Raw genomic sequence first — 23,769 nt, 5'->3', positions numbered from 1 at the left:
ACGCTGGTTCCGATGGCGGGTATCGAGAACACGGTGGCGTGGTACGAGGGTGAGCTGCCCGCCGAGGGTGGGTTGTTGATCGCGTCGTCGCCGAGTTTCGACCTCACGCAGAAGAATGTGTGGGCGGCGTTGGCGGGTGGCCGGTCGATTCATCTCGCCTCGGACGGTTTCGATCCTGAGGAGATCCTGGCGATCGTCGCGGGTGGCGGTGTGCGGGTGGCGAACATGTCGCCGAGTGCCTTCGGTGCGGTCGTCGACGGGGACGTCGATGGCGCGCTCGCCGGGCTGGATGTGGTGTTCCTGGGTGGTGAGCCGATCAACGTCGGCGCGCTCGCGGCGTTGATGGAATCCGGTGTGCGGGTGGTCAACAGCTACGGGCCGACCGAGGCGTCGGATGTGGTGTCCTTCCAGGCGGCGACGGTTGCGGACGTGGCGGGTGTGCCGATCGGTCGTCCGGTGCCGAACCTCGACCTGTTCGTCCTCGATGGTCGGTTGAACACCGTTCCGGTTGGTGTGGAGGGTGAGCTGTACGTCGGTGGTGTCGGTGTCGGGCGTGGTTATGGTGGGCGGTTCGATCTGACGTCGGATCGTTTCGTGGCCAATCCGTTCGGTGAGTCCGGTGATCGGATGTACCGGACCGGTGATCTGGTGCGGTGGAATCGGGAGGGATCTCTCGAGTACATCGGGCGTACCGATTTCCAGGTGAAGTTGCGGGGGCTGCGGATCGAGCTCGGCGAGATCGAGTCGGCACTGCAGTCGAACCCGGACATCGACCGCGCCGTCGCGGTTGTGACCGAATCCGTCGCTGGTGGCCAGCTGGTCGCGTACGTCGTTCTCGAGCCGGGTAAGGCGCCCAGTGTCCGGGACATCAAGGCGTCCGCGGCGCGACTCCTGCCCTCGTACATGGTGCCTGCATCGATCGTCGTCCTCGACGACTTCCCTCTGAGTCCCAACGGAAAGCTCGATCGGCGCGCCCTGCCCGCACCCGACGCATTCGGCGGCGCTGTCGAATACGTCGCGCCCAGAACACCGTTCGAAACTGCGGTGGCCGACGTGTACGCCGAGTTGCTCGGTGTGGAGCGGGTCGGCGCCGACGACGACTTCTTCGCGCTCGGTGGCAACTCGCTGGTCGCGACCCGAGTGATCGCACGCGTGAATGCGGCACTGGGAGTGACGGTCGGGGTGCGCGAACTGTTCGAGGCGCCGACGGTGGCCGGGCTGGCGCTTCGCGCCGAGCTCGCGCCCCGGTCGGCGTCACTGCCCCCGCTCGTCGCGGGGGAGCGCCCGACGCGGATCCCGTTGTCCCTCGCCCAGTCTCGAATGTGGCTCCTGAACCGATTCGACACGGCGTCGGCCGCCTACAACATTCCGCTCGCGGTCCGTATGAGCGGCGACCTGGACGTCGCGGCGCTGCAGGCCGCGGTGCGGGACGTGCTGGCGCGGCACGAGTCGCTGCGGACGGTGTTCCCGGATTCGGCGGACGGCCCGCATCAGGTGGTGCTGCCGGTCGATCAGGTGGATCTCGACCTCGAACCCGTCTCCGTGGCGGCGGAGGCGGTTGCCGCCGAGGCGCTGTCGGTGGTGGGTGCCGGGTTCGACGTCACGGCGGCGATCCCGATTCGTGGCCGTCTGCTGCGCGTCGCGGCCGACGAACACGTCCTGGTCCTGTCGGTCCACCACATCTCCGCCGACGGTTTCTCGTCGCAACCGTTGGCACGGGACATCGTCGTCGCCTACGAGTCGAGGCGGAACGGACTCGCCCCGGCGTGGACGCCGCTGCAGGTGCAGTACGCCGACTTCACGCTGTGGCAGCGCGAGGTACTTGGATCGGAGGACGACCCGCAGTCGCTGGCCGCGAAGCAGATCGAATTCTGGCGCACCACCCTGCGTGGGATCCCCGACGTGATCGACCTGCCCACCGACCGGCCGCGACCGGCGGTTCGTTCCGGCCACGGCGACCGCGTGGCCTTCACGCTCGACGCGGACGTCACGACCCGGCTCCGGGACTACGCCGCGGAGCAGGGCGTGACGGTGTTCATGGTCGTGCACGCCGCGTTGGCGCTGCTGCTCAGCCGGCTCTCGGCAGGCCGGGACGTCGTGGTGGGCACGCCCGTCGCCGGACGCGGTGAGCAGGCCCTCGACGACCTCGTCGGCATGTTCGTCGGCACCCTGGTCCTGCGAACCGACGTCGATCCGGCCGGTTCCTTCCAGGACCTCCTCGCCGGCGTCCGGGATGGTGACCTGGCAGCCTTCTCGAACGCGGACCTGCCGTTCGAACGGCTGGTCGAGGTGATGGCGCCGCCGCGATCGACCTCGTTCACGCCGCTGTTCCAGGTGATGCTGGCGTTCGAGAACTTCGCCTCGGGCCCGGTGGAACTGCCGGGGCTGACGCTGACGCCGCTCGAATCCGATGCGGTCGTCGCCAAGTTCGACCTGGGGCTGTCGGTGTCGGAGACAGCCGACGCCGACGGCTCGCTCCCCGCGGCGATCACCTACGCGACCGACCTGTTCGATCGCGGCACCGCGGAGAGGGTCGCGGAGCGGTTCGTCCGGATCCTCGACTCCGTCCTCACCGCACCGCAGATGCCCGTCGGTGATGTCGAGATGCTCGGTGTCGACGAGCACGCCGCGGTGCCGTTGCGGGTGCCGGCGTTGCCGTCGGCGCTGTTGCCGGACCTGCTGACTGCCGGGGTCGACGCCGGTGACGTCGCGGTGGTGTTCGAGGGCGGTGAGCTGTCGTACGCGGAGTTGGATGCGCGGTCGAATCGGTTGGCGCGTGCGTTGATCGGTCGTGGTGCGGGTCCGGAGCGTGCGGTCGCTGTCGTCCTGCCGCGGTCGGTGGAGTCTCTCGTGGCGTTGTGGGCAGTGGCGAAGGCGGGTGCGGTGTACGTGCCCGTCGATCCGTCCTACCCGGAGGACCGGATCGCGCACATGATCGCCGATTCGGAGGTCGCGCTCGGGTTCACGGACGAGGCCGGGTTGGCCGCGATGCCCGCCGGTGTGGAGTGGCTGACCGTCGACATGGCGGATGAGGGTGATCAGTCGTCGGCGACGGTGACGGATGCGGATCGTCTGAGTCCGTTGCGTCCGGATCATGCGGCCTACGTGATCTACACGTCGGGTTCGACGGGTATGCCGAAGGGTGTCGTGGTCACCCATTCCGGGTTGTCGTCGTTCGCCGCGCAGGCGCGTCCGGAGATCGGGGTGACGGCGTCGTCCCGGGTGCTGCGGTTGTCGTCGGCGAGCTTCGACGCGTCGCTGAGCGAGATGATCCAGTCGTTCAACGCGGGCGCGACGATGGTGGTGGCGCCGCCATCGGTGATCGGCGGCGACGAGCTGACCGACCTGATGGCGCGGGAGCGGGTCACGCACGTGATGACGGCGCCTGCGGCGTTGGGCACGGTGGATGCGGCACGGTTGCCGGATCTGGAGATGGTCGGCGTCGGTGGTGACGTCTGCCCGCCCGCGTTGGTGGAGCAGTTCGCGCCGGGTCGCCGTTTCCTCAACGGCTACGGCCCGACGGAGACGACGATCATCGTCACCTTGACGCAGCCGCTGTCGGTGGGTGACCGGATCACGATCGGTCCGCCGATCCAGGGCGTGGAGGTGATGGTTCTCGACAGCCGCCTGCATCCGGTTCCGCTGGGAGTGGTGGGTGAACTGTACGTGGCGGGTCCGTCGCTGGCGCGTGGCTACCACCGGCGCAGTGCCCTGACGGCTGATCGGTTCGTCGCGAACCCGTTCGGGGACAGTGGTTCCCGGATGTACCGGACAGGTGATCTGGTGCGGCTCGATGCCGACGGCCTGTTGGACTACGTGGGTCGTGCGGATGCCCAGGTGAAGCTGCGCGGCCTGCGTGTCGAGCTGGGTGAGGTCGAGGCGGCGCTGTCGCGGAATGCGGATGTGTCGGTGGCGGCGGCGACGGTGCATCGTGCCGGGTCGGCGGGTGACCTACTCGTCGGGTACGTCGTGCCGGTCGCGGGTGCGACGGTGGATGTGGCCGAGGTGCTCGCGGAGGCGGGTCGGCATCTGCCGCGGTCGTTGGTGCCGGCCTCGGTGACGGTGCTTGATGCGATTCCGATGACACCTGCGGGCAAGATCGACCGACGTGCCCTTCCCGAGCCTGTCCTGGTGGCACGTGAGTTCCGTGCCCCCACAACGGAATCGGAGGCCCTTGTCGCAGACGTCTTCGCGGAGGTTCTCGGCGTGGAACGAGTCGGGGTCGACGACAACTTCTTCGACCTCGGCGGCAACTCGCTTTCCGCGGTCCGGGTCGCCAGCAGGCTCCGGGAGGAAACCGGACGGGACGTGCCGTTGCAGTGGCTGATGACCGACCCGACGCCCGCGTCCATCGCGGACCGGATCGACAACGACGCCAGTGACGCGGACGCGGCACTGCAGGTGGTGTACCCGATCCGCGCCGCGGGGACCGAGGCGCCGCTGTTCTGTGTCCACCCGATCGTCGGTCTCTCCTGGTGCTACACCGGTCTCGCGCAGCACCTCGGTACCGATCGGCCGGTCCTCGGTCTCCAGTCGCCGACGATCGCCGAGGACGGCCCGCTGCCGGCCTCGATCGACGAACTCGCCGAGCGATACGTGAGCGAGATTCGGCGGATCCAGCCGCACGGTCCGTACCACCTGCTCGGGTGGTCGCTCGGTGGCGCGATCGCGCACGCGATGGCGGTGCGGTTGCAGCAGGCAGGCGAGGGTGTGTCCAGCCTCGTCATGCTGGACAGCTTCGCCGAACTTGCAGAGGCGGCGGACGGCGCACCGGCAACGGCAGGAGCGTCGACGATCGCCGAGGATCTGCTCGCCGGCCTGGGGATGGATCCCGACACAGTGGGCGATCAGTTCGACTTCGCCGGAACGGAGTCTCTCGACGGAATCGACACGAGCGCCATCGCGCAGGTGCTTCCGCTGCTCGGTGGCCCGCTGTCGGCGCTCACCGAGGAGCGCGTCGAGCGGATGCTCGCGAGCGCACGGCACAACTCCGAGCTCATGGACCGTCATCGGCCGGGGGTGTACGAGGGTGACGTGCTCTACTTCACCGCGGCACGCGACGACTCGACGGGCACCCGGGGCGCGCAGACGTGGCGTCCGTACGTTCTGGGCGAGATCGAGAACCGCGCGGTCGACAGCACACACTGGCAGATGACGTCGCCCGATGCGCTCGAGACGGTCGGTCCGGTCACACGCGAGCATCTGTCGGCGCGTCGGCAGAACCTGGACGCCGCCGCCGTCGACGGCATGGTCCGACAGTGAGGATTCCGACAGTGAGGATGTAGGTGGGTCGGTCGCCCGACCCGATCGCGTCAGTCGACCGGGTCAGGGCGCCGAGCGCGCGACGTGGCCGCCCATCCGGGCTGCCACCCGCTTTCAGAGGCGACCCGCGTGGGGACGATCCCGAAGCCGGGCCGCCGCCGGGCGGGAACCCATTCCGGACTCAGATGTACAGGTAGAGCGGGCGGATCGGGTTGGCGAGAAGGCGGAGTTCGTGCGGGACGCCGTTCGCGTCGTACTGCCTGCACTCGTGGATCTGGACGTAGTGGCCGTCGCCTCGACACTCGATCTTGTGCGTGGCTCCGTACGGGCTCAGGATGAGCGGCTTGTAGGTGTTGGCGCCGAACAATGCGCCCGGATCGAGTGGGGCGACGAAGTAGTCGGTTCGGTCGCGAACCGAGTTGAAGCCGTACGGGTCGTCGGCCGGCGCCGCCGCCGCGCCCGTCGCCGCCGACAGCGCGGTGCCCGCGACCACCGCGGCCGCGGTCAGGATTCGAGTGAGCATGAGCATCCTCCTCCGTCGGGGCGGGATGAAGCACCCTTGTGACGGATAATCGCGGACGCAGACCGACCGTTACGTTCCGGTTCGGTGCTCGACGGCTCAGTCCACGGAGGACTGGAGCGTCGATCGGGCGGCCGCCTTGGTCGCACGTGCGGCCGTGGTGGCCGGATGAACGGCGATCAGGCCCAGGCCGGCGCGCCGACGGCAGTGCTTGACCAGCTCCTCGTAGGCGGGGGCACCGAGCAGTTCCGTCAGCTCCGGGCCGTAGGACTGCCACACGGGCTTGGTCCCGACGTGGGCATCCGGCGACCCCGAGCAGTACCAGTGCAGGTCCGCGCCGCCCTCGCCCCAACCACGGCGGTCGTATTCGGTGATCGTGGTCTTGAGGACCTGCTCGCCGTCGGGACGGTCCACCCACTCCTGGGTGCGGCGAATCGGCAGCTGCCAGCACACGTCCGGCTTGACCTCCAACGGCTCGATGCCGTTGCGCATCGCCATCAGGTGGAACGCGCATCCGATGCCGCCGTCGAATCCCGGCCGGTTCAGGAAGATGCATGCACCCTTGTACCGCCGCGTCCGGACCGCGGGCTCGTCGTCGAGGTCGTCCTCCTCGACATATCCCTTCTTGCCGAGTCCCTTGTCCATGAACTGCCAGTCCGCGGGAGTGAGCATGCTCACGCAGCGGTCGAGTTTCTCGCGGTCCTCCTCGTCGGACAGGAACGCGCCGTGCGAGCAGCAGCCGTCGTCGGGGCGGCCCTCGACGGTGCCCTGGCATGCGGGGGTGCCGAACACGCACGTCCAGCGGGAAAGCAGCCAGGTCAGGTCGGCGACGATCACGTGTTCGGGGTTCGCCGGGTCGAGGAACTCGATCCATTCGCGCGGGAAGTCGAGGTCCACCTCGGGGGTGGGCGTCATCTTGAAGGAGTACGGGGCGGCGCCTGCTGTCACAGTGCCAGACGGTAGACCCAGTACCGTGGTCACGTGCGGTTAGGGGTACTCGACGTCGGAAGCAACACCGTCCACCTTCTGGTGGTCGATGCGCACAGGGGTGCGCATCCGACCCCGATGAGTTCGACGAAGGCGACGCTGCGGCTCGCCGAGAACACCGACGACGCAGGCGACATCACCGTCGTCGGCGCGGATCGGCTGGTCGCGGCGGTCGCTGATTTCGCGTCCATCGCGGCGACATCCGGATGCGGCGAGCTGATGGCGTTCGCGACGTCCGCGGTCCGGGACGCCAACAATTCGGAAGCGGTGCTCGCGCGTGTCCGCGCCGAGACCGGCGTGAACCTGGAGGTGCTCTCCGGTGTCGACGAGGCGCGGTTGACCTTCCTGGCGGTGCGCCGCTGGTTCGGCTGGAGCGCCGGTCACATCCTGAACTTCGACATCGGTGGCGGCTCGCTGGAGTTGACCGCAGGTGGCGACGAGGACCCGGACGTCGCGTTCTCGCTGCAACTCGGCGCGGGACGACTGACCCGGGACTGGCTGCAGTCCGACCCGCCCGGCAAACGGCGGATCGCGGTGCTGAGGGACTGGCTCGACGCCGAACTCGTGGAACCGGCCAAGGAACTGCGAGCGTCGGGCGTCCCCGACCGGGTGGTCGGAACCTCGAAGACGTTCCGGTCTCTCGCGCGACTCACCGGGGCCGCGCCTTCCGCTGCAGGACCGCGGGTTCGGAGGACACTGACCGCGAGCGGTTTGCGTCAGCTGATTGCGTTCATCTCCCGGATGACGGCGTCGGACCGCGCTGAGTTGGAGGGTGTGAGCTCGGACCGGTCGCAGCAGATCGTGGCCGGTGCACTGATTGCGGAGGCGAGCATGCGGGCACTGTCGGTGGACGAGTTGGAGATCTGCCCCTGGGCGCTGCGCGAGGGTCTGATCCTGCGCAAACTGGACACGGACATGGGTGGCGAACTGGTGGTGGCGCGATGAGCGAGCAGAGCGAGAACACCGGCCAGATCTCCGTGGCCGAGCTGCTCGCCCGCAACGGCCAGCAGGTCGAGTCGCGCGGCGGCCGCCGGCGCCGCGGAGCCGCGGGTGGGATCAGCGTCGCGGAACTGACCGGCGAGCTGCCGGTCCTGTCCGACGGCACGCTCCCGCCGCGCAACCGTCGCGCCGCGCCCGACACGGACGACGAGGCAACCGGTACGCCGGCGGTGGGCGCCGCTTTCACTCCGGCGCAGCCGGACGTCCCGGTGAAGGCCCCGGAGACGAAGGCCCCGGAGACGAAGGCCCCCGAGGTGAAGGTGCCCGAGGTGAAGGTGCCGGAGGTGAAGGCACCGGAGATCAAGGTGCCCGAGATCAAGGTGCCCGAGATCAAGGCGCCGGAGGCGAAGGCGCCGGTGTTGCCGACAGCTGCCGGCGTGGAACCGACGATCGACCGCACCCAGTCGATCCCCGCGCTGCGGCGGGCCGTGCTCGCCAAGGCGGACGCCGATCGAAAGGCCGCCGCCGACCGGGCAGCAAAGGACAGCGCGCCGTCGACCCCGGTCACGCCGGCGAAAGCCGCCGCGACCACACCCTCGCCGACGAAGACCGCCGCGGTGACCCCAACAACGGCCGGGAAGGCAGCCGTGGTCGACACGGCATCCGAGGCCGAGAAGACCACGGTTGTGCCCGACGCCGGTCGCGCGTCCCGACCCGAGCCCCCCGCGACCGCGCCGGCCGCGAAGGTCCAGCCCCCGACCGCGCCCGCCGCGACGGTACAGCCCTCGACGGCACCGGCCGCGAAGGTGGAGCCCTCGGCCGAACCGAAGTTCAAGCCGTTCAACGGGACGCCCGCGGTCCGCGAGCCCGCGTTGCTGTCCGGCTCCAGCCTCGAAGCGGATTTGCTGCGTCAGGCGCGCAGCGCGCGCACCGAGTCCATCGACGAGGCACGAGCGCTGGTCCACACGACCGGTGAGTTCCCGCGCGTCGTCGACACCCCGGACCCGGCCGAGGCCACCGAGGTGACGTCCGCCGCGACGGGCGCCGCCGCGAAGGCCACCGACACGAAGGCCACCGACGGGGCGGTTCGTGCGGACCGCGCGGACGCAACGTCGGCCGACAAGGCTCCTGCCGGCGGTGCGGTCCGCCAGTGGGCGATGCTTGCCGGTCAGGCCGTCGTTGCGATCGTCGCGGGCGCCCTGCTGTTCAAGGGCTTCGAGAAGCTCTGGGACTCGCTGCCGTGGGTCGCCCTGGTGCTGGCGGTGCTGGTGATCGCGGGGCTGGTCGCGGTCGTCCGCATCCTGCGGCAGACCGAGGACCTGCTGAGCCTGCTCATCGCGGTGATCGTCGGCGTGTTCGTCACGATCGGCCCGCTCGTGTTCGTGCTCAGTTCGAGCTGACGGCCGTGGCGGGAAGCGGCGGGCCGGGTCACCGGCCCGCGGGTCGGGCCCACCGGATCCTCGTCGGATTGTCGACGGCGTCGGTCTACCCACAGAACACCGAGTCGGCGTTCGAGTTCGCAGCCGAACTCGGCTACGACGGTGTGGAGCTGATGGTGTGGGCGGAGTCGGTCAGCCAGGACATGGCCGCGGTCAAGCGTCTGGTGCGCAAGTACGCGGTCCCGGTGCTGGCCGTGCACGCCCCGTGCCTGCTGATCTCGCAACGAGTCTGGGGTGCCGATCCCGTCGCCAAGCTCGAGCGGTCCGTCCGCGCCGCGGAGACCCTCGGCGCCCGGACCGTGGTGGTGCATCCGCCGTTCCGCTGGCAGCGCCGGTACGCGGACGGGTTCGCGGACCAGGTGGGTGACCTCGAGCAGCGCAGCGGTGCGACCGTCGCAGTGGAGAACATGTTCCCGATGCGGGCGGACCGCTTCTGGGGTGCGAAATCGAAGTCGGCCGAGCGGCTCGAGAGGCGGGGCGGGCCGGGACCGGGAGTGTCGGTGTTCGCGCCCTCCTTCGACCCGACCGACGTCGGGCACGAGCACTACACGCTCGACCTGTCGCACACCGCGACCGCCGGGATGGACGCGTTCGCGCTCGCCGGCCGCATGGGCGGTGGGCTCACCCACCTGCACCTGGCCGACGGGCGGGGCGCCTCCGCAGACGAGCACCTGATCCCGGGGCACGGCAACCAGCCGTGCGCGGAGCTGTGCCGGTCGCTCGCGGCGTCCGAGTTCGACGGTCACGCGGTGCTCGAAGTCAACACCCAGAACGCGCGCACCCGGGCCGAACGCAAGTCGATGCTGGCGCAGTCGCTGGCGTTCGCCCGCGAACACCTCGCCCGGTAGGGGCAGGTCAGAGGGCGGCGACGGCCGCGGCGATCGTCGCGACTCCGGACACGATCAGTCCGGCGACGAGGACCGCGAAGCCGGCCCACACCGAGCGCATCCAGCCGTTCGGGCGTTCCGGGTCGGTGCCGAGGACGGACAGGAAGAATCCGGCGGGGACGAAGATCGCGGCGCTGAGCACCAGGACGGCGCCAAACGTCGACCACCCGCTGCCGACTCCGGCGGCCTGGGTGAGCAATGCGACCACGAGACCGAGGGTGACCAGGACGCCGGCGTGCGCGTGCCCGGCTCGGAACATCGTCTTCTGCAGGTCGTTCGCGCCGTGGGCTCCGGTCACCACCCGGAGCATGAAGGTGCCGCCGAAGGCGATACCCACGACGGTGAGCAGGGTGACACCGGTGACGAGGGCGAGAACGGGGTCCATCACTGGCTCCTCGGGTCGGAGAAGTGCTTTCGGACGGGATTGGATAGTATCGATATCCAGTATTGGATAGTATTGGTATCCAATCGGTTCGCGTCAAGGGTTGACCCGAACGACGACAGAACCATTCGAGGAGGTACCCGTGCGCATGTCCGAACTCGTCGCCCGCTCCGGGGTGCCACTCGCGACGATCAAGTACTACCTGCGCGAACACGTCCTCATGCCCGGCACGGCGACCAGCGCCACCCAGGCCGACTACGGCGACGAACACCTGCACCGACTCGCCCTGATCAAGGCCCTCGCCGGCGCCGGCCTCCCGATCCACAAGATCCGCCGCATCGTCGACCTGATCGAGGAACCCGGCGACGACGTGCGCGACACCATCGGCCACGCCATCGCGATTCTCCCGCCCTACCCCGACGGACCGCCACGGACCGACCACCCCCGTGCCCGCCGGACACTCGAACGGCTCGGGCAGGTCTACGACCCCGGCTACCCGGCCGTCGACCAACTCGAACGGGCCCTCGAGGCCGTGGAGAACGTCGGCATCCCGATGACCGACGAACGCCTCGACGCCTACGGCAAGCACATCCGGGGCATCGCCGAACTCGACCTCGCGCTGATGCCGACGGACTCCCCGCAGCGCGCCGTCGAGTACGCCGTCCTCGGAACGGCCGTCTACGAACCCGTGATCGCCGCGATGCGCAGGCTCGCCCACCAGGACATCTCGGCCCGCCGCGGTGAGAATCTCGCGGCCCGCCGCGGTGATGTCGCGGGCCCCACCACCGAACACGCACGTAAGGACAACAGATGACCGAGGTCAAGACCCTCACCTCCACCCGGCCGTTCACCGAGTTGACCGCCCTCACCGATCTCGGCGAGGGCGCGTACGGGGCGCACATCGACCCGATCTGGACGATCGGGCCCAAGGTGCACGGCGGTTGCATGATGGCGGTCTGCGCTGCGGCCGCCCGTGGCGCCGCGGACGGCGCGACCGCGATGCAGCCGGTCGCGGTCAGCGCGAACTACCTCGCCGCACCGGACCCCGGCGACGTCCGGCTGGTGACCACCGTCCGCAAGCGTGGCCGTCAGGTCTGCCTGGTGGACGTGGACCTGCTGCAGGGGGACCGGGTCGCGGTCTCGGCGGCCGTGACCCTCGGCGTGCCCGACACCGCCGAGCCCCGGCATCGGGAGCCGCTCGCCCTCGACGCGTTGCCCGCCGAGCCGACCGCGGACTCGGCGGTCATCACCGACGGCCACCCGATGGCCGAGATCGTGCACGTGGCCAAGGGATGCGACCTGCGGGTCGACCCGACCGCCGCGCGGTTCCTGACCGGCGAGCTGGGTGACCCGGTGAACCGGATGTGGGCGCGCCCGCTGGCCGAGGACGAGGCCGATGCGGACACCGCCGCACTGTTCGCGATCATGCTCGGTGACATCAGTGCCCCGGTGACGATGAACCGCGGCATGTTCGGCTGGGCCCCGACCGTCCAGCTGACCACCTACCTGCGCCGCCGCCCGGCCCCGGGCTGGCTGCGCGTGATGGCCAGCGCGCAGGTGATCGGGGACACCTGGTTCGAGGAGGACCACCTGGTGCTCGACTCCAGCGGGCAGGTGGTCGTGCAGAGCCGCCAGCTCGCGATGATCCCCAAGCTCTGACGGCCGGGCAGGGCTGACGGGTTTCGCCCGAGCCGTGCATGGCAGGCTTTCGGTCATGACGAGAATCGCAGTGATGGGTGGCGGCAGGATCGGCGAGGCCCTGATCGCGGGCCTGGTGAAGGCGGGCCACGCACCCAAGGACCTGGTCGTCGCCGAGCAGTACCCGCCCCGCGCGCAGGAACTGGCCGGGCAGTACGGCATCCGGACCACCACCGTGGCGGACGCCGCCGACGGTGCCCACGTCGTGGTGATCGCGGTCAAGCCCGCCGACGTCGACGCCGTGATGACCGAGCTCGGCTCCATCGACCTCGACGGCGACGTCGAGCAGCTGGTCGTCACGCTGGCCGCGGGGATCCCGACCGCCCGCTACGAGAGCAAGCTGCCTGCCGGGTTCCCCGTCGTGCGGGTCATGCCGAACACGCCGATGCTCGTCGGCGAGGGCGTCAGCGCCATCGCCGCGGGTCGCTACGCCACCTCGGAACACCTCGAGCAGGTTCGCGAGCTCCTCGGTGCGGTCGGCAAGGTCGTCACCGTCTCCGAGTCGCAGCTCGACGCCGTCACCGCGGTGTCCGGTTCCGGTCCCGCGTACCTCTTCCTCGTGGCCGAGGCGATGATCGAGGGGGGAGTCGGACTCGGGCTCACCCGGGCCGTCGCCACCGAACTCGTCGTCCAGACGATGGTCGGATCGGCGGCCATGCTCGACGGGTCGGGCAGTACCGCGAACGAGCTGCGCGCCGACGTCACGTCGCCCGGTGGGACGACTGCGGCCGGCGTCCGAGAGCTGGAGCGGGGTGGCCTGCGGACCGCATTCAACGACGCGCTGGCCGCTGCGAAGCGACGTTCCGCGGAACTCGGTGCTGGTCCGGAATGAAATCCGATACCTCACACCCGTCGCAGTAACCCCACCTGTCCCGTTAAGCTCGGGGCAGCACGTGCGTGTCTGTTCCGCCGGAGGGGAAGCCGGCGGCGCGACACGTGCCGGAGGTATGCAAATGGTGTCCACAGACAAGTCGAAGGGATCGGGTGCGGAGAATCAACCCGTCCTGGGCGGCACACAATTCCTCACCGTTGCCGAGGTGGCGGCGTTGATGCGCGTGTCGAAAATGACGGTGTACCGACTGGTGCACAGCGGGGAACTACCCGCCGTACGGGTCGGAAGGTCGTTCCGGGTGCACGCGAAGGCCGTGCACGACTACCTGGAAACGTCCTACTTCGACGCCGGCTGACAGTCCGGTTTCGATCCGCCCGCGGCGCCCCGGTACGATGACTACTCGTCGTGCCAGCCAGCCGGGTGTCGTCAGGCGCTGGGCTTACGGCTACGAGGCCACAGCGCCAGGTTGGTTTGCGCCAACCGAACGCACGTACGTCACCGGCGTGCGCAGGAACGCTAGAGAAGAACGTGAGGAACTCCCGCCATGGGTTCAGTGATCAAGAAGCGACGCAAGCGCATGTCGAAGAAGAAGCACCGCAAGCTGCTTCGTAGGACTCGCGTGCAGCGTCGGAAACTCGGCAAGTAGACCGCTCGAGTTTCGAGCGGGGCTCGCCACTGTTGTGGGTCGAACTCGATGCCCGCCACCGTTTCTTCGGTGGCGGGCATCGCGTGCATTCGGGGTTGCCCCGGGACGAATCGGGCATTTCGTGAGTCGGTCGTCCGACCATTTCGAACTAGTTTTGGAGTCTGTCAAAACACCTGGCAGACGGGCGGTTTCGAGCTCGTTAAGTTTTTGAACGGCGCCGCCCGAACCCGCTACGCTCGACGGTGACCGATCGGTGACGGCTTCGAAACACGGGCAGGGGTGGTCGTGGCAGGTGATCGCGGGGTGCAGCCCCCATCGGTGGTGCTGGTCACCGGAGCCAGCCGGTTCCTCGGCGGATACCTCGTGGCGAGGCTGGCGCAGGACCCCGCCGTCGACCGCGTCATCGCCGTCGACTCGAAATCTCCGACGAAGGACATGTTGCGCCGGATGGGCCGGGCCGAGTTCGTCCGCGCCGACATCCGCAACCCGCTGATCGGCAAGGTGCTGCGCGGTGCGCGAGTGGACACGGTCGTGCTCGCCTCCACGATGGTCAAGCCGCCCAAGTCGGGTAGTCGTACCGCGATGAAGGACATGAACATCCTCGGCGCCATGCAGCTGTTCGCCGCCTGCCAGAAGTCGCCGGACGTCCGCAAGGTGGTGGTCCGGTCGTCGGCCGCCGTCTACGGCAGCAGCGCGAAGGACCCGGCGAAGTTCAGCGAGGAGATGAGCGCCCGGAAGCCCCCGAGCGGGGGATACGCGCGCGACAGCATCGAGGTCGAGGGCTACGCCCGCGGGCTGGGACGCAGGCGGCCGGAGATCGCGGTCTCACTGCTGCGGATGGCGCCACTGATCGGGCCGAACCTGCACGGGTCGGTGGCCCGGTACCTGCAGTCGCCGGTGGTGCCGACGGTCCTGGGCCGGGACCCCCGGATGCAGCTGCTACACGAGGAGGACGCGCTCGCCGCCCTCGAACGGGCCACCCTCGCCGGACCGGCGGGCACCTTCAACATCGCCGGTGACGGGGTGGTGATGCTCACCCAGGCGATCCGCAGGGCCGGCGGCGTCGAGGTCCCGATGCCGTTCCCGCTGCTCGGTTCCATCGGCCGGATGCTCCCTGGCGCCGGGCTCCGCGGCTTCACCAGGGAACAGCTCGACTACTTCCACTTCGGGTGCGGACTCGACACCACCCGGATGCGCACCGAACTCGGCTTCGAACCGCGGTGGACGACACTGCAGGCACTCGACGACATGATCGGTGGCGCGGCGAACCGGCCACTGGTGAGCAAGGAGTGGCTGAGGTCGGTGGAGACAGGAATCCAGCACATGGTCGGCGTCGGTGAAGGAGCACGATGAACGAGGTCGCCAAGGTCATTCCACTACGTGGTGACGCCGCCCGCGCCGCCCGCGCCGCCCGTGGCTCCACCCGGACGTCGCGGCTCGAACCGTCCGACCCGACCGAGCTGTTCCCGTCGCACGCCGCGGAACCGACCCCTTCCGCGTCCGGGTCGCTGACCGGGTCGTTGCGGGATGCTGCCCGCGATCTGGTGGCGGATCAGGTCGTGGCGACGGCCGAGTTCATCCGGCGCAGGCTGACGGGCGACTACCAGGTCGACGACTTCGGGTACGACCCGCACTTCGCGGAGAACATCTGGCTGCCGCTGCTGCGTCCGCTGTTCGACTCGTGGTTCCGGGTCGAGGTGCGGGGCATCGAGAACGTGCCCGACGAGGGCGGCGTGCTGGTGGTCGCGAACCACGCCGGTGTCGTGCCGATCGACGGACTGATGACCTCGGTCGCCATGTTCGACCACCACCCGGCGCATCGTCCGCTGCGGATGCTCGCCGCGGACCTGGCTTTCGAGATGCCGGTCATCGGCACCGTCGCCCGCAAGGCGGGGCACACCCTCGCCTGCAACCCCGATGCCGAGCGGCTGCTGCGCGGCGGCGAGGTCGCCGCGGTGTTCCCGGAGGGGTTCAAGGGCATCGGCAAGCCGTTCAGCGAGCGGTACAAGCTGCAGCGGTTCGGTCGCGGCGGCTTCGTGTCGGCCGCACTGCGCGCCGGCGTCCCGATCGTGCCGTGCTCGATCGTCGGCTCGGAGGAGATCTACCCGAAGATCGGCGAACTCAAGTCGCTCGCGCGCCTGCTCGGCATGCCGTACTTCCCGGTGACGCCGTTCTTCCCGCACCTGGGACCGCTCGGGATGATCCCGCTGCCGTCGAAGTGGTACATCGAGTTCGGGGAACCGATCCGCACCGACACCTACGACCACGCGGACGCCGAGGATCCGATGGTGATGTTCGAACTCACCGACCACGTCCGCGAGACGATCCAGCAAACCCTCTACCGGCTGCTCGCGCAGCGCCGGAACGTCTTCCTGGGTTAGCGCAGCGGTTCCGTCCGCGGGCTAGCGCAGCGGAGCCGCCCGTGTTCGGGCACCTCAGTGCCTGCGGCGGCTGACGACCGCGGCGAGCGCGCCGCCGGCCGCACCGAGGACGAGGGCGGTCGGGACACCGATCTTCGCGGCCTTGCGCCCCGTGCGGTAGTCGCGGATCTCCCAGCCCCGGTTGCGTGCGACCTCCTTCAGGTCGGCGTCCGGGTTGATCGCGACGGCCGTGCCGACCAGTGACAGCATCGGGACGTCGTTGTGGCTGTCCGAGTAGGCGGTGCACCGCTTGAGGTTCAGGCCCTCGCGCACGGCGAGGGTGCGCACCGCGTGCGCCTTGCCCGCGCCGTGCAGGATGTCGCCGACGAGCCGGCCGGTGAACTTGCCATCCTCGGACTCGACGACGGTGCCGAGCGCACCGGTCAGGCCGAGGCGCTTGGCGATCACCTGTGCGAGTTCGACGGGCGTGGCAGTGACGAGCCAGACCTGCTGGCCGGCGTCGAGGTGCATCTGTGCGAGCGCGCGGGTGCCCGGCCAGATCTTGTCGGCGATGAGCTGGTCGTAGATCTCCTCGCCGAGCCGGGTGAACTCCGCGGTCTCGCGGCCGGCGATGAACGCGAGTGCCTTCTCCTTGCCGGACGCGACGTCGTCGCTGTTCTCCTTGCCCGTGACCCGGAACTTGAGCTGCTGCCAGGCGAATCCGGCCATGTCGCCGAGGGAGATGTACTTGCGGGCCGCGAGACCGCGAGCGAAGTGGATGATCGATGCGCCCTGGACCATCGTGTTGTCGACGTCGAAGAACGCGGCGGCGGTCAGGTCGCGGGGGATCGCCGACTCGTCGGTGGGGCCGGTCACACCGAGGTCGACGGCGGTGTCGGCCTCGTGCAGGGCGAGGGCGGCGTCGGCGCTGGCCTCGCCGGCGAGGTTCGCGCGCAGCTGCGCGTCGGTCGGTCCCAGCGGGTTACGCCCACGGCGCCGCACGCGCGACCAGCCGGCACCCATTCCCGCACCGGTCGGCCCTGTCAGCCCAGGCACTCGCACCTCCTGTGGTTGGCAATCCTGGGTAACCCTATCCCCCGATTCGAGGGTGCACCGGGCGGACGGGCCGGGCAACGGCGGCGCTGTGATGTCCGTCTCCGCCGGTGCCGCCGAAGCGGCGCGGCGCGGGTGGCAGGGTGGAAGCCATGACGGCCACGACGCACACCATCACCCTCCTGACCCGGGCCGGCTGCGGCTCCTGCGTCGCGGCCCACGAGCGGCTGGTGCCGTTGTGTGAGGAATTCGGCATTCCGCTCGAAACCGTCGACGTCGACGAGGCGGCGGCCCGTGATCCGGAACTGCGGGCCGAGTACGGCGACCGTCTTCCCGTGGTGCTGCTCGATGGTCGTGAGCACAGCTACTGGGAGGTCGACGAGGTTCGGCTGCGCTCGGATTTGACAATCTGAGGGCGAACGGCTCGCCCCGACTTTCGGTCGCTGTGCAGGTCGCGGCGGGTTGAGCAACTTTGTGCATGGCTTCACAAGCAGTTACCGTGGGTGGGAACATCCCCCCGGATCAAACTGAGTTCCGGTCGTGTGCATGGCCGGACGAGGAGCCAAACGAAGTGAGCGAACAGCACCAGTCGCATGGGTTCTCCGCCCGTGGCGTCGCCGGGGCTGATGCGACCACTCGTGCCGAGGCGGCCTCGTCGGGCGCTCGGGCGCAGGGCACCGTGAAGGACCTGCCACAGGCCACGGTCACCCGGCTCGCCACGTACCTGCGGGTGCTCGGTGTGATGGCCGACGACGGCATTCTCATCGTGTCGAGCGAGGAACTCGCGACCGCGTCCGGGGTCGGCTCGGCGATGCTCCGCAAGGACCTGTCCTTCCTCGGCCCGAACGGCGTCCGCGGTGTCGGCTACGACGTCACCCGGCTGCGGGCCCGGATCGAGGCGGCGCTCGGGCTGGACCAGGGGCACCGCGTGGTGCTGGTCGGGGTGGGGAACCTCGGGCAGGCACTCGCCCGCTACGGCGGATTCGGTCGCCGCGGTTTCACGATGGTCGGCCTGTTCGACCGCAGCCCGGACCGGATCGGCGTCGACATCGACGGTTTGACCGTGCGCGACGTCGCGGAGCTCGAGGTGGCGTGCCGCGAACTCGACGCGACGATCGGCGTCGTCGCCACCCCTGACGAGGTTGCGCAGCAGGTCTGTGACGGCCTCGTCGCCGCCGGTGTCCGGTGCATCATGAGTTTTGCGTCCGCCCCGCTGGAGGCACCGGCGCACGTGGAGATCCGGCGGGTGGACATCGCGGTGGAGATGCAGGTGCTTTCCTTCCGCAGCGCCCGCAGGAGCGAGGCCGACGCCGCGAAGGCGGCGGTGGGTCTCGCCGGCCGGGCGCCGCGGCCTGCCGCACATTCGACTTCGAAAGACCTGGGTTCGACAAAGAATGGATCGGTGATCGCACCGTGAGTGTTCTCCTGGTCGGGATTTCGCATCGAAGCGCTCCCGTCTCCGTCCTCGAACGGGTGGCCGTCGCGGACGCCGATCGGCCGAAGCTGATCGACAAGTTGCTGGCCTCCCCGCACGTGTCGGAGTCGATGATCGTCTCGACGTGCAACCGGGTGGAGATCTACGCCGTCGTCGACGCCTTCCACGGCGCGCTCGCCGACGTCGGCGAAATGCTCGCCGCGCATTCCGGCCTGGACCTGAACGACCTCACCAAGCACGCCTACGTCCGCTACAGCGAGGCCGCGGCAGAGCACCTGTTCGCGGTGGCGAGCGGTCTCGACTCGATGGTCATCGGGGAGCAGCAGATCCTCGGCCAGATCCGCACCGCGTACGCGGTGTCCGACACGCAGAAGGCCGCCGGGCGGGTGCTGCACGAGCTCGCGCAGCAGGCGCTGCGGGTCGGCAAGCGGGTGCACTCGGAGACCGGCATCGACCGCGCAGGCGCCTCGGTGGTGTCGGTGGCGCTGGACCGGGCGGCGACGGTCCTGGCCGGTCGCGACTCGGACGAGTACGGGCTGACCGGAAAGACGGCGATGGTCGTCGGTGCCGGGTCGATGGGTGGTCTGTCGGTCGCGCACCTGACCCGGAACGGCATCGGCCGGGTGATCGTCGCCAACCGCACCCGCGAGCGGGCCGAACATCTCGCGGACACCGTGCGTGCGGCCGGTGTCGACGCCTCGGTCGTGGACCTGTCCGATCTGGCGTCCGCGCTCACCCAGGCGGACGTGCTGGTGGCGTGTACCGGCGCGGTCGGCGCTGTGGTCACCCTCGCCGACGCGCACATCGCGCTCGCGTCGAGGAATGCCGCCGAGCGTCCGCTGGTGATCTGCGATCTGGGTCTGCCGCGGGACGTGGAGCCTGCCGTCGCCGGGTTGCCCGGGGTCACGCTCCTCGACATCGCGACCATGAAGGCCGACCCGGGTGCGGGCGCCGCGGCCGCCGACGCGGACGCGGCGCGCGAGATCGTCGCCGGCGAGCTCGCCACCTACCTGGCCGGTCAGCGGCTCGCGGAGGTCACGCCCACGGTGACGGCACTGCGTCAGCGCGCCGCCGAGGTGGTGGAGAGCGAACTGATGCGGCTCGAGTCGCGGCTGCCCGGTCTCGACGACCCGCAGCGCGACGAGGTCGCCCGCACCGTGCGCCGCGTGGTCGACAAGCTGCTGCACGCCCCGACCGTGCGGATCAAGCAGCTCGCGACGACGCCCGGCGGTGACGCCTACGCGGCCGCCCTGCGTGAACTGTTCGAGTTGGCGCCCGGACGCGCCGAGGCGGTCGCCGCCCCGATGGAGATCCGGGCGGTCGAGCTCGCCGACAACTTCACCGCCGGACGCGGTGACGAGGATGCGGTGAACTGGTGGAAGGGCATGCAGGAATGAACGTGACCACCCCCCTCCCCGGAGACCGGACGCCCGGCACCGACGCGCCCCGCAAGACCCTGCGCATCGGCACCCGCGGCAGTCTGCTCGCCACCACCCAGGCCGGGACCGTCCGCGACGCCCTGATCGCGGCCGGGCATCCCGCCGAGCTGGTGATCATCACGACCAAGGGCGACGTGACCGCAGGCCCGGTGCAGCGAATCGGGGTCGGGGTCTTCGTCGCGGAACTGCGTGAGGCCCTGCTCGCGGGCGAGGTCGACGTCGCCGTGCACTCGTACAAGGACCTGCCGACCGTGCAGCCCGCCGATCTGGTGATCGCCGCCGTGCCGCCCCGCGAGGACCCGCGCGACGCGCTGGTCGCCCGCGACGGTCTCGTCCTCGGCGAGTTGCCGCCGGGGTCGAAGGTCGGGACGTCCGCGCCGCGGCGCCGGGCGCAGTTGCGTGCACTGGGCCTCGGTCTGGACATTCAGCCGCTGCGCGGCAACATCGACACCCGCCTCGGCAAGGTCGAGTCCGGCGAGCTGGACGCGATCGTCATCGCCAGGGCCGGGCTGTCCCGGATCGGGCGGTTGGACGCGATCACCGAGTCGATCGAGCCGGTGCAGATGCTGCCCGCGCCGTCGCAGGGCGCGCTCGCCGTCGAGTGCCGGGCCGACAACCCCGACCTCGCTGCGGTGCTCGCCGAACTGGACGATGCCGCGACCCGCGCGGCCGTGGTGGCCGAGCGGGCCCTGCTTGCGGAGCTCGAGGCGGGCTGTACCGCGCCGGTTGGCGCGATCGCCGAGGTCGTCGAGTCGCTGGACGACGACGGCCGGGTGATCGAGGAACTGTCGGTGCGCGGATGCGCGGCCGCGGTGGACGGATCGGACTCGCTCCGCGCCTCCGCCGTCGGATCGCCGGACCGCGCCGAGGAGTTGGGGCGCGCGGTCGCCCGTGAACTCCTCGACCTCGGTGCGCGCGAGCTGATGGTCGCCGCCGAAGCCGAGGACGGTGCCGCCGATGACTGATCCGACCTCCCGGCGGGCGAAACGGTGCGCGCGACCACCGCGCACCGATCCGCTCGCCACACCCCCCAACGCTTCACCCCCGAACACCGGCATCTTGAACGCACTGGAGAACAACCGATGAGCCGAGTCCGAAAGAACACCCCCGGACGGATCCTGTTCGTGGGATCGGGCCCTGGAGATCCCGCCCTGCTCACGGTCCGCGCCCGCGACGTCCTCGCCAACGCGACGCTCGCCTTCACCGACCCCGACGTCGACAAGGGCGTGACCGCGCTGGTCGGCACCGCGCTGCGGGTCAAGGGCGTGGAGGAGGATCCGGAGAACCCGATCTCCGAGGTCCGTCCGGCGCTCGGCGAGCCCGCCGAGGTCGCCAAGACCCTGGTCCACGAGGCGAAGGCCGGGCACGACGTGGTGCGCCTGGTGTCCGGCGACCCGCTGACCACCGATTCGGTGATCGCGGAGGTCAACGCCGTCGCCCGCACCCAGGTCGTGTTCGAGATCCTGCCGGGTCTGCCGTCCGGGTCCGCGGTGCCGAGCTACGCCGGCATGGCGCTCGGGTCCGGGCACACCGAGGCCGACGTGCGCGGCGAGGTGGACTGGGCCGCGCTGGCCGCGGCGCCCGGACCGCTGGTCCTGCACGCGAGCGCCGCCCACCTGGCCGAGACGGCGAGCGCACTGGTCGAGCACGGCCTGGCGCCGCAGACCCCGGCCGCGATCACCGTCCGCGGCACCACCCGCCAGCAGCGCACCGTCGAGGCCACCCTCGCGACGCTGAACGAGGCGGGTTCGGAGCTGGTCGGGTCGCTGATCGTCACCGTCGGCAAGGTCGTCACTCACCGCAACAAGATGTCGTGGTGGGAGTCGCGGGCGCTGTACGGCTGGACCGTGCTGGTGCCGCGCACGAAGGACCAGGCCGGGGAGATGAGCGATCGGCTGGTCACGCACGGCGCGATCCCGATCGAGGTCCCGACGATAGCGGTCGAGCCGCCGCGCAGCCCCGCGCAGATGGAGCGCGCCGTCAAGGGTCTGGTCGACGGCCGCTACCAGTGGGTGGTGTTCACCTCCACCAACGCGGTCCGCGCGGTGTGGGAGAAGTTCGAGGAGTTCGGGCTGGACGCCCGCGCGTTCTCGGGCGTGAAGATCGCGTGTGTCGGGCAGGCCACCGCCGACAAGGTGCGCAGCTTCGGCATCAACCCGGAGCTGGTGCCGTCGGGTGAGCAGTCCTCGGAGGGCCTGCTGGCCGAGTTCGCCCCGTACGACGACGTTTTCGACCCGGTCAACCGGGTGCTGCTGCCGCGCGCGGACATCGCGACGGAGACCCTCGCGGAGGGGCTGCGTCAGCGCGGCTGGGAGATCGACGACGTGACCGCCTACCGGACCGTGCGGGCGGCGCCGCCGCCGGCCGAGACCCGCGAGATGATCAAGACGGGCGGTTTCGACGCGGTGTGCTTCACCTCCTCGTCGACGGTCCGGAATCTGGTCGGTATCGCCGGAAAGCCGCACGCGCGCACCATCGTTGCGTGCATCGGCCCGAAGACGGCGGAGACCGCCATCGAGTTCGGTCTGCGGGTGGACGTGCAGCCGGAGACGGCGCAGGTCGGTCCGCTGGTCGAGGCGCTCGCCGAGCACGCCGCGCGACTGCGTGCCGAGGGCGCGCTGCCTCCTCCGCGCAAGAAGTCGCGTAGGCGCTGACGCACCTGTGAGTCCTTGTGGCCCCCTGGCGGGCCGCAAGGACTCACAGGCCCGACAAAGGAGGGCTCCTCTTTGTTCCCGGCCGAACGACCACGCCGTCTGCGCAGCACCAAGGCGCTGCGCCGGCTTGTCGCCGAAACCTCGCTGGAGCCACGGCATCTGGTACTGCCGATGTTCGTGGCGGACGGCGTCGACGCGCCGCGTGAGATCACGTCGATGCCGGGCGTGTACCAACACACGCTCGACTCGCTGCGCGTCGCCGCCACCGAGGCGGTGAACGCCGGGGTGGGCGGGCTGATGCTGTTCGGCGTTCCGCGGCCGGAGGACAAGGACGCGAGTGGCTCGGGAGCCACCGACCCGGACGGCATCCTCAACCGGGGACTGCGGGCGCTTCGCGACGAACTCGGCGACTCGACCGTGCTGATGGCGGACACCTGCCTCGACGAGTTCACCTCGCACGGACACTGCGGTGTGGTGGCCGCCGACGGCACCGTCGACAACGACGCGACCCTCACTCGGTACGTGGACATGGCTGTGGCGCAAGCGGAATCGGGCGCGCATCTGCTCGGTCCGAGCGGGATGATGGACGGTCAGGTCGCGGCGATCCGGGAGGGTCTCGACGACGCCGGGCACATCGACACCGGGATTCTGGCGTACGCGACGAAGTACGCGTCCGCGTTCTACGGCCCCTTCCGGGAGGCCGTCGGATCCTCCCTCGAGGGTGATCGGCGCACCTACCAGCAGGACCCGGCGAACCGCCGCGAGTCGCTGCGCGAGGTGGACCTCGACCTCGAGGAGGGCGCCGACATCGTCATGGTCAAGCCCGCGATGAGTTACCTCGACGTGCTCCGCGAGGTCGCCGACATGTCCACGGTTCCCGTTGCCGCCTACCAGATCTCGGGCGAGTACTCGATGATCACCGCGGCCGCGCAGAACGGCTGGATCGACCGTGACGCCGCGATCCTGGAGTCGCTGCTGAGCATCCGCCGGGCCGGCGCCGACATCGTGCTCACGTACTGGGCCACCGAAGTGGCGGGCCGGCTGTGACTGCGCAGCCTCCGGGCTCGTGGCCATCGCAGGGACCCCCACCGCAGGGATCTGAGCCGCAGGGATCTGAGCCGCAGGGGGCACAGCCCGGGACGCCGTGGCAGCCCGACGGGTCCGGTCGGCCGCAGTACGGCCCGCCGCAGGGTCAGCCACAGTACGGGCCGCCGCAGGGTGCGCCACAGTACGGCC

At 70.1% G+C, this 23,769-nt stretch carries 21 protein-coding genes; 17 read left to right on the top strand and 4 right to left on the bottom strand.

All coding sequences use genetic code 11. The features are described from left to right. Window positions 1-12 precede the first annotated feature (12 nt). Complete coding sequence (locus ACWDU4_RS19045; RefSeq protein WP_450115473.1) at window positions 13-5,262, top strand: amino acid adenylation domain-containing protein; 5,250 nt, start codon at window positions 13-15, stop codon at window positions 5,260-5,262. A gap of 181 nt (window positions 5,263-5,443) precedes the next feature. Here the strand turns inward: ACWDU4_RS19045 and ACWDU4_RS19040 are convergent, their stop codons facing one another. After that, entirely contained in the window at window positions 5,444-5,785 is a 342-nt protein-coding gene (locus ACWDU4_RS19040; protein WP_450115472.1) for a hypothetical protein, read from the bottom strand. 96 nt (window positions 5,786-5,881) lie between these two features. Then, complete coding sequence (locus ACWDU4_RS19035; RefSeq protein ID WP_450115481.1) at window positions 5,882-6,697, bottom strand: hypothetical protein; 816 nt, start codon at window positions 6,695-6,697, stop codon at window positions 5,882-5,884. A 66-nt stretch (window positions 6,698-6,763) separates the two neighbouring features. Here ACWDU4_RS19035 and ACWDU4_RS19030 point away from each other — a divergent pair, with 66 nt between their 5' ends. Genes ACWDU4_RS19030 through ACWDU4_RS19020 form a run of 3 tightly spaced genes read left to right on the top strand, consistent with a single transcriptional unit; the run spans window position 6,764 to window position 9,995 of the window. Then, a complete protein-coding gene (locus ACWDU4_RS19030) occupies window positions 6,764-7,714 on the top strand; it encodes a Ppx/GppA phosphatase family protein (protein ID WP_450115471.1) in 951 nt (316 codons plus the stop codon). Beyond that, window positions 7,711-9,108, top strand: a complete 1,398-nt coding sequence (locus ACWDU4_RS19025) for a hypothetical protein (RefSeq protein WP_450115470.1) — start codon at window positions 7,711-7,713, stop codon at window positions 9,106-9,108. Before ACWDU4_RS19030 ends, ACWDU4_RS19025 begins: the two co-directional genes overlap by 4 nt. A 5-nt stretch (window positions 9,109-9,113) precedes the next feature. Continuing rightward, on the top strand, window positions 9,114-9,995 hold the full coding sequence (locus ACWDU4_RS19020) for a sugar phosphate isomerase/epimerase family protein (RefSeq protein ID WP_450115469.1): 882 nt from the start codon (window positions 9,114-9,116) through the stop codon (window positions 9,993-9,995). A gap of 7 nt (window positions 9,996-10,002) precedes the next feature. Here ACWDU4_RS19020 and ACWDU4_RS19015 read toward each other — a convergent pair whose 3' ends face one another. Beyond that, window positions 10,003-10,419, bottom strand: a complete 417-nt coding sequence (locus tag ACWDU4_RS19015) for a hypothetical protein (protein ID WP_450115468.1) — start codon at window positions 10,417-10,419, stop codon at window positions 10,003-10,005. Window positions 10,420-10,558: 139 nt separating this feature from the next. On the opposite strand from ACWDU4_RS19015, the gene ACWDU4_RS19010 reads away from it, so the two are divergent. The 7 genes from ACWDU4_RS19010 (at window position 10,559) to ACWDU4_RS18980 (ending at window position 15,973) form a co-directional block, all read left to right on the top strand. Then, complete coding sequence (locus tag ACWDU4_RS19010; RefSeq protein ID WP_450115467.1) at window positions 10,559-11,230, top strand: MerR family transcriptional regulator; 672 nt, start codon at window positions 10,559-10,561, stop codon at window positions 11,228-11,230. Beyond that, window positions 11,227-12,075: a thioesterase family protein gene (locus ACWDU4_RS19005; RefSeq protein WP_450115466.1), complete on the top strand. Its 849-nt coding sequence runs from the start codon at window positions 11,227-11,229 to the stop codon at window positions 12,073-12,075. Before ACWDU4_RS19010 ends, ACWDU4_RS19005 begins: the two co-directional genes overlap by 4 nt. Window positions 12,076-12,130: 55 nt before the next feature. After that, window positions 12,131-12,946 (top strand): pyrroline-5-carboxylate reductase, encoded by an 816-nt coding sequence (gene proC, locus ACWDU4_RS19000; protein WP_450115465.1) that lies wholly within the window; start codon window positions 12,131-12,133, stop codon window positions 12,944-12,946. Between the two features lie 121 nt (window positions 12,947-13,067). After that, window positions 13,068-13,301 carry a helix-turn-helix domain-containing protein gene (locus tag ACWDU4_RS18995; protein WP_450115464.1) on the top strand — a complete coding sequence of 78 codons (234 nt, stop codon included), beginning with the start codon at window positions 13,068-13,070 and terminating at the stop codon, window positions 13,299-13,301. A 189-nt stretch (window positions 13,302-13,490) separates the two neighbouring features. Then, window positions 13,491-13,592 (top strand): 30S ribosomal protein bS22, encoded by a 102-nt coding sequence (locus ACWDU4_RS18990; RefSeq protein WP_003402602.1) that lies wholly within the window; start codon window positions 13,491-13,493, stop codon window positions 13,590-13,592. A 279-nt stretch (window positions 13,593-13,871) separates the two neighbouring features. Further along, window positions 13,872-14,945, top strand: a complete 1,074-nt coding sequence (locus ACWDU4_RS18985; protein ID WP_450115463.1) for an NAD-dependent epimerase/dehydratase family protein — start codon at window positions 13,872-13,874, stop codon at window positions 14,943-14,945. Further along, window positions 14,942-15,973 (top strand): lysophospholipid acyltransferase family protein, encoded by a 1,032-nt coding sequence (locus tag ACWDU4_RS18980; RefSeq protein WP_450115462.1) that lies wholly within the window; start codon window positions 14,942-14,944, stop codon window positions 15,971-15,973. The genes ACWDU4_RS18985 and ACWDU4_RS18980 overlap by 4 nt, the downstream gene beginning before the upstream one ends. Window positions 15,974-16,027: 54 nt before the next feature. Here the strand turns inward: ACWDU4_RS18980 and ACWDU4_RS18975 are convergent, their stop codons facing one another. Then, window positions 16,028-16,975 (bottom strand): HAD family hydrolase, encoded by a 948-nt coding sequence (locus tag ACWDU4_RS18975; protein ID WP_450115480.1) that lies wholly within the window; start codon window positions 16,973-16,975, stop codon window positions 16,028-16,030. A 182-nt stretch (window positions 16,976-17,157) separates the two neighbouring features. On the opposite strand from ACWDU4_RS18975, the gene ACWDU4_RS18970 reads away from it, so the two are divergent. The 6 genes from ACWDU4_RS18970 (at window position 17,158) to hemB (ending at window position 23,580) form a co-directional block, all read left to right on the top strand. Continuing rightward, complete coding sequence (locus ACWDU4_RS18970; RefSeq protein ID WP_450115461.1) at window positions 17,158-17,418, top strand: glutaredoxin family protein; 261 nt, start codon at window positions 17,158-17,160, stop codon at window positions 17,416-17,418. A 158-nt stretch (window positions 17,419-17,576) separates the two neighbouring features. After that, complete coding sequence (locus tag ACWDU4_RS18965; RefSeq protein WP_450115460.1) at window positions 17,577-18,422, top strand: redox-sensing transcriptional repressor Rex; 846 nt, start codon at window positions 17,577-17,579, stop codon at window positions 18,420-18,422. Beyond that, window positions 18,419-19,837 (top strand): glutamyl-tRNA reductase, encoded by a 1,419-nt coding sequence (locus ACWDU4_RS18960; RefSeq protein ID WP_450115459.1) that lies wholly within the window; start codon window positions 18,419-18,421, stop codon window positions 19,835-19,837. Before ACWDU4_RS18965 ends, ACWDU4_RS18960 begins: the two co-directional genes overlap by 4 nt. After that, the gene (gene hemC / locus ACWDU4_RS18955; protein ID WP_450115458.1) at window positions 19,834-20,844 is read left to right on the top strand and encodes a hydroxymethylbilane synthase; all 1,011 of its coding nucleotides are present in this window, start codon (window positions 19,834-19,836) and stop codon (window positions 20,842-20,844) included. The genes ACWDU4_RS18960 and hemC overlap by 4 nt, the downstream gene beginning before the upstream one ends. Window positions 20,845-20,961: 117 nt before the next feature. Continuing rightward, window positions 20,962-22,533, top strand: a complete 1,572-nt coding sequence (locus ACWDU4_RS18950) for a uroporphyrinogen-III synthase (protein ID WP_450115457.1) — start codon at window positions 20,962-20,964, stop codon at window positions 22,531-22,533. A 72-nt stretch (window positions 22,534-22,605) separates the two neighbouring features. After that, complete coding sequence (gene hemB / locus ACWDU4_RS18945) at window positions 22,606-23,580, top strand: porphobilinogen synthase (RefSeq protein ID WP_450115456.1); 975 nt, start codon at window positions 22,606-22,608, stop codon at window positions 23,578-23,580. Window positions 23,581-23,769 lie beyond the last annotated feature (189 nt).

Source organism: Rhodococcus sp. NPDC003348 (assembly GCF_053589375.1).
The sequence above is the reverse complement of the archived record's forward strand: the minus strand, read 5'-3'. Positions and strand labels throughout refer to the sequence as shown.

Bases quoted from the DNA above. Each gene is read 5' to 3' on its own strand.
- ACWDU4_RS18990 (WP_003402602.1), top strand. From the start codon at position 13,491: ATGGGTTCAGTGATCAAGAAGCGACGCAAGCGCATGTCGAAGAAGAAG.
- ACWDU4_RS19015 (WP_450115468.1), bottom strand. From the start codon at position 10,419: ATGGACCCCGTTCTCGCCCTCGTCACCGGTGTCACCCTGCTCACCGTC.
- ACWDU4_RS19025 (WP_450115470.1), top strand. From the start codon at position 7,711: ATGAGCGAGCAGAGCGAGAACACCGGCCAGATCTCCGTGGCCGAGCTG.
- ACWDU4_RS18980 (WP_450115462.1), top strand. From the start codon at position 14,942: ATGAACGAGGTCGCCAAGGTCATTCCACTACGTGGTGACGCCGCCCGC.
- ACWDU4_RS19045 (WP_450115473.1), top strand. From the start codon at position 13: ATGGCGGGTATCGAGAACACGGTGGCGTGGTACGAGGGTGAGCTGCCC.
- ACWDU4_RS18995 (WP_450115464.1), top strand. From the start codon at position 13,068: ATGGTGTCCACAGACAAGTCGAAGGGATCGGGTGCGGAGAATCAACCC.
- hemC (WP_450115458.1), top strand. From the start codon at position 19,834: ATGAACGTGACCACCCCCCTCCCCGGAGACCGGACGCCCGGCACCGAC.
- proC (WP_450115465.1), top strand. From the start codon at position 12,131: ATGACGAGAATCGCAGTGATGGGTGGCGGCAGGATCGGCGAGGCCCTG.
- ACWDU4_RS19005 (WP_450115466.1), top strand. From the start codon at position 11,227: ATGACCGAGGTCAAGACCCTCACCTCCACCCGGCCGTTCACCGAGTTG.
- ACWDU4_RS19040 (WP_450115472.1), bottom strand. From the start codon at position 5,785: ATGCTCACTCGAATCCTGACCGCGGCCGCGGTGGTCGCGGGCACCGCG.
- ACWDU4_RS18970 (WP_450115461.1), top strand. From the start codon at position 17,158: ATGACGGCCACGACGCACACCATCACCCTCCTGACCCGGGCCGGCTGC.
- ACWDU4_RS18950 (WP_450115457.1), top strand. From the start codon at position 20,962: ATGAGCCGAGTCCGAAAGAACACCCCCGGACGGATCCTGTTCGTGGGA.
- ACWDU4_RS18975 (WP_450115480.1), bottom strand. From the start codon at position 16,975: ATGGGTGCCGGCTGGTCGCGCGTGCGGCGCCGTGGGCGTAACCCGCTG.
- ACWDU4_RS19035 (WP_450115481.1), bottom strand. From the start codon at position 6,697: ATGACGCCCACCCCCGAGGTGGACCTCGACTTCCCGCGCGAATGGATC.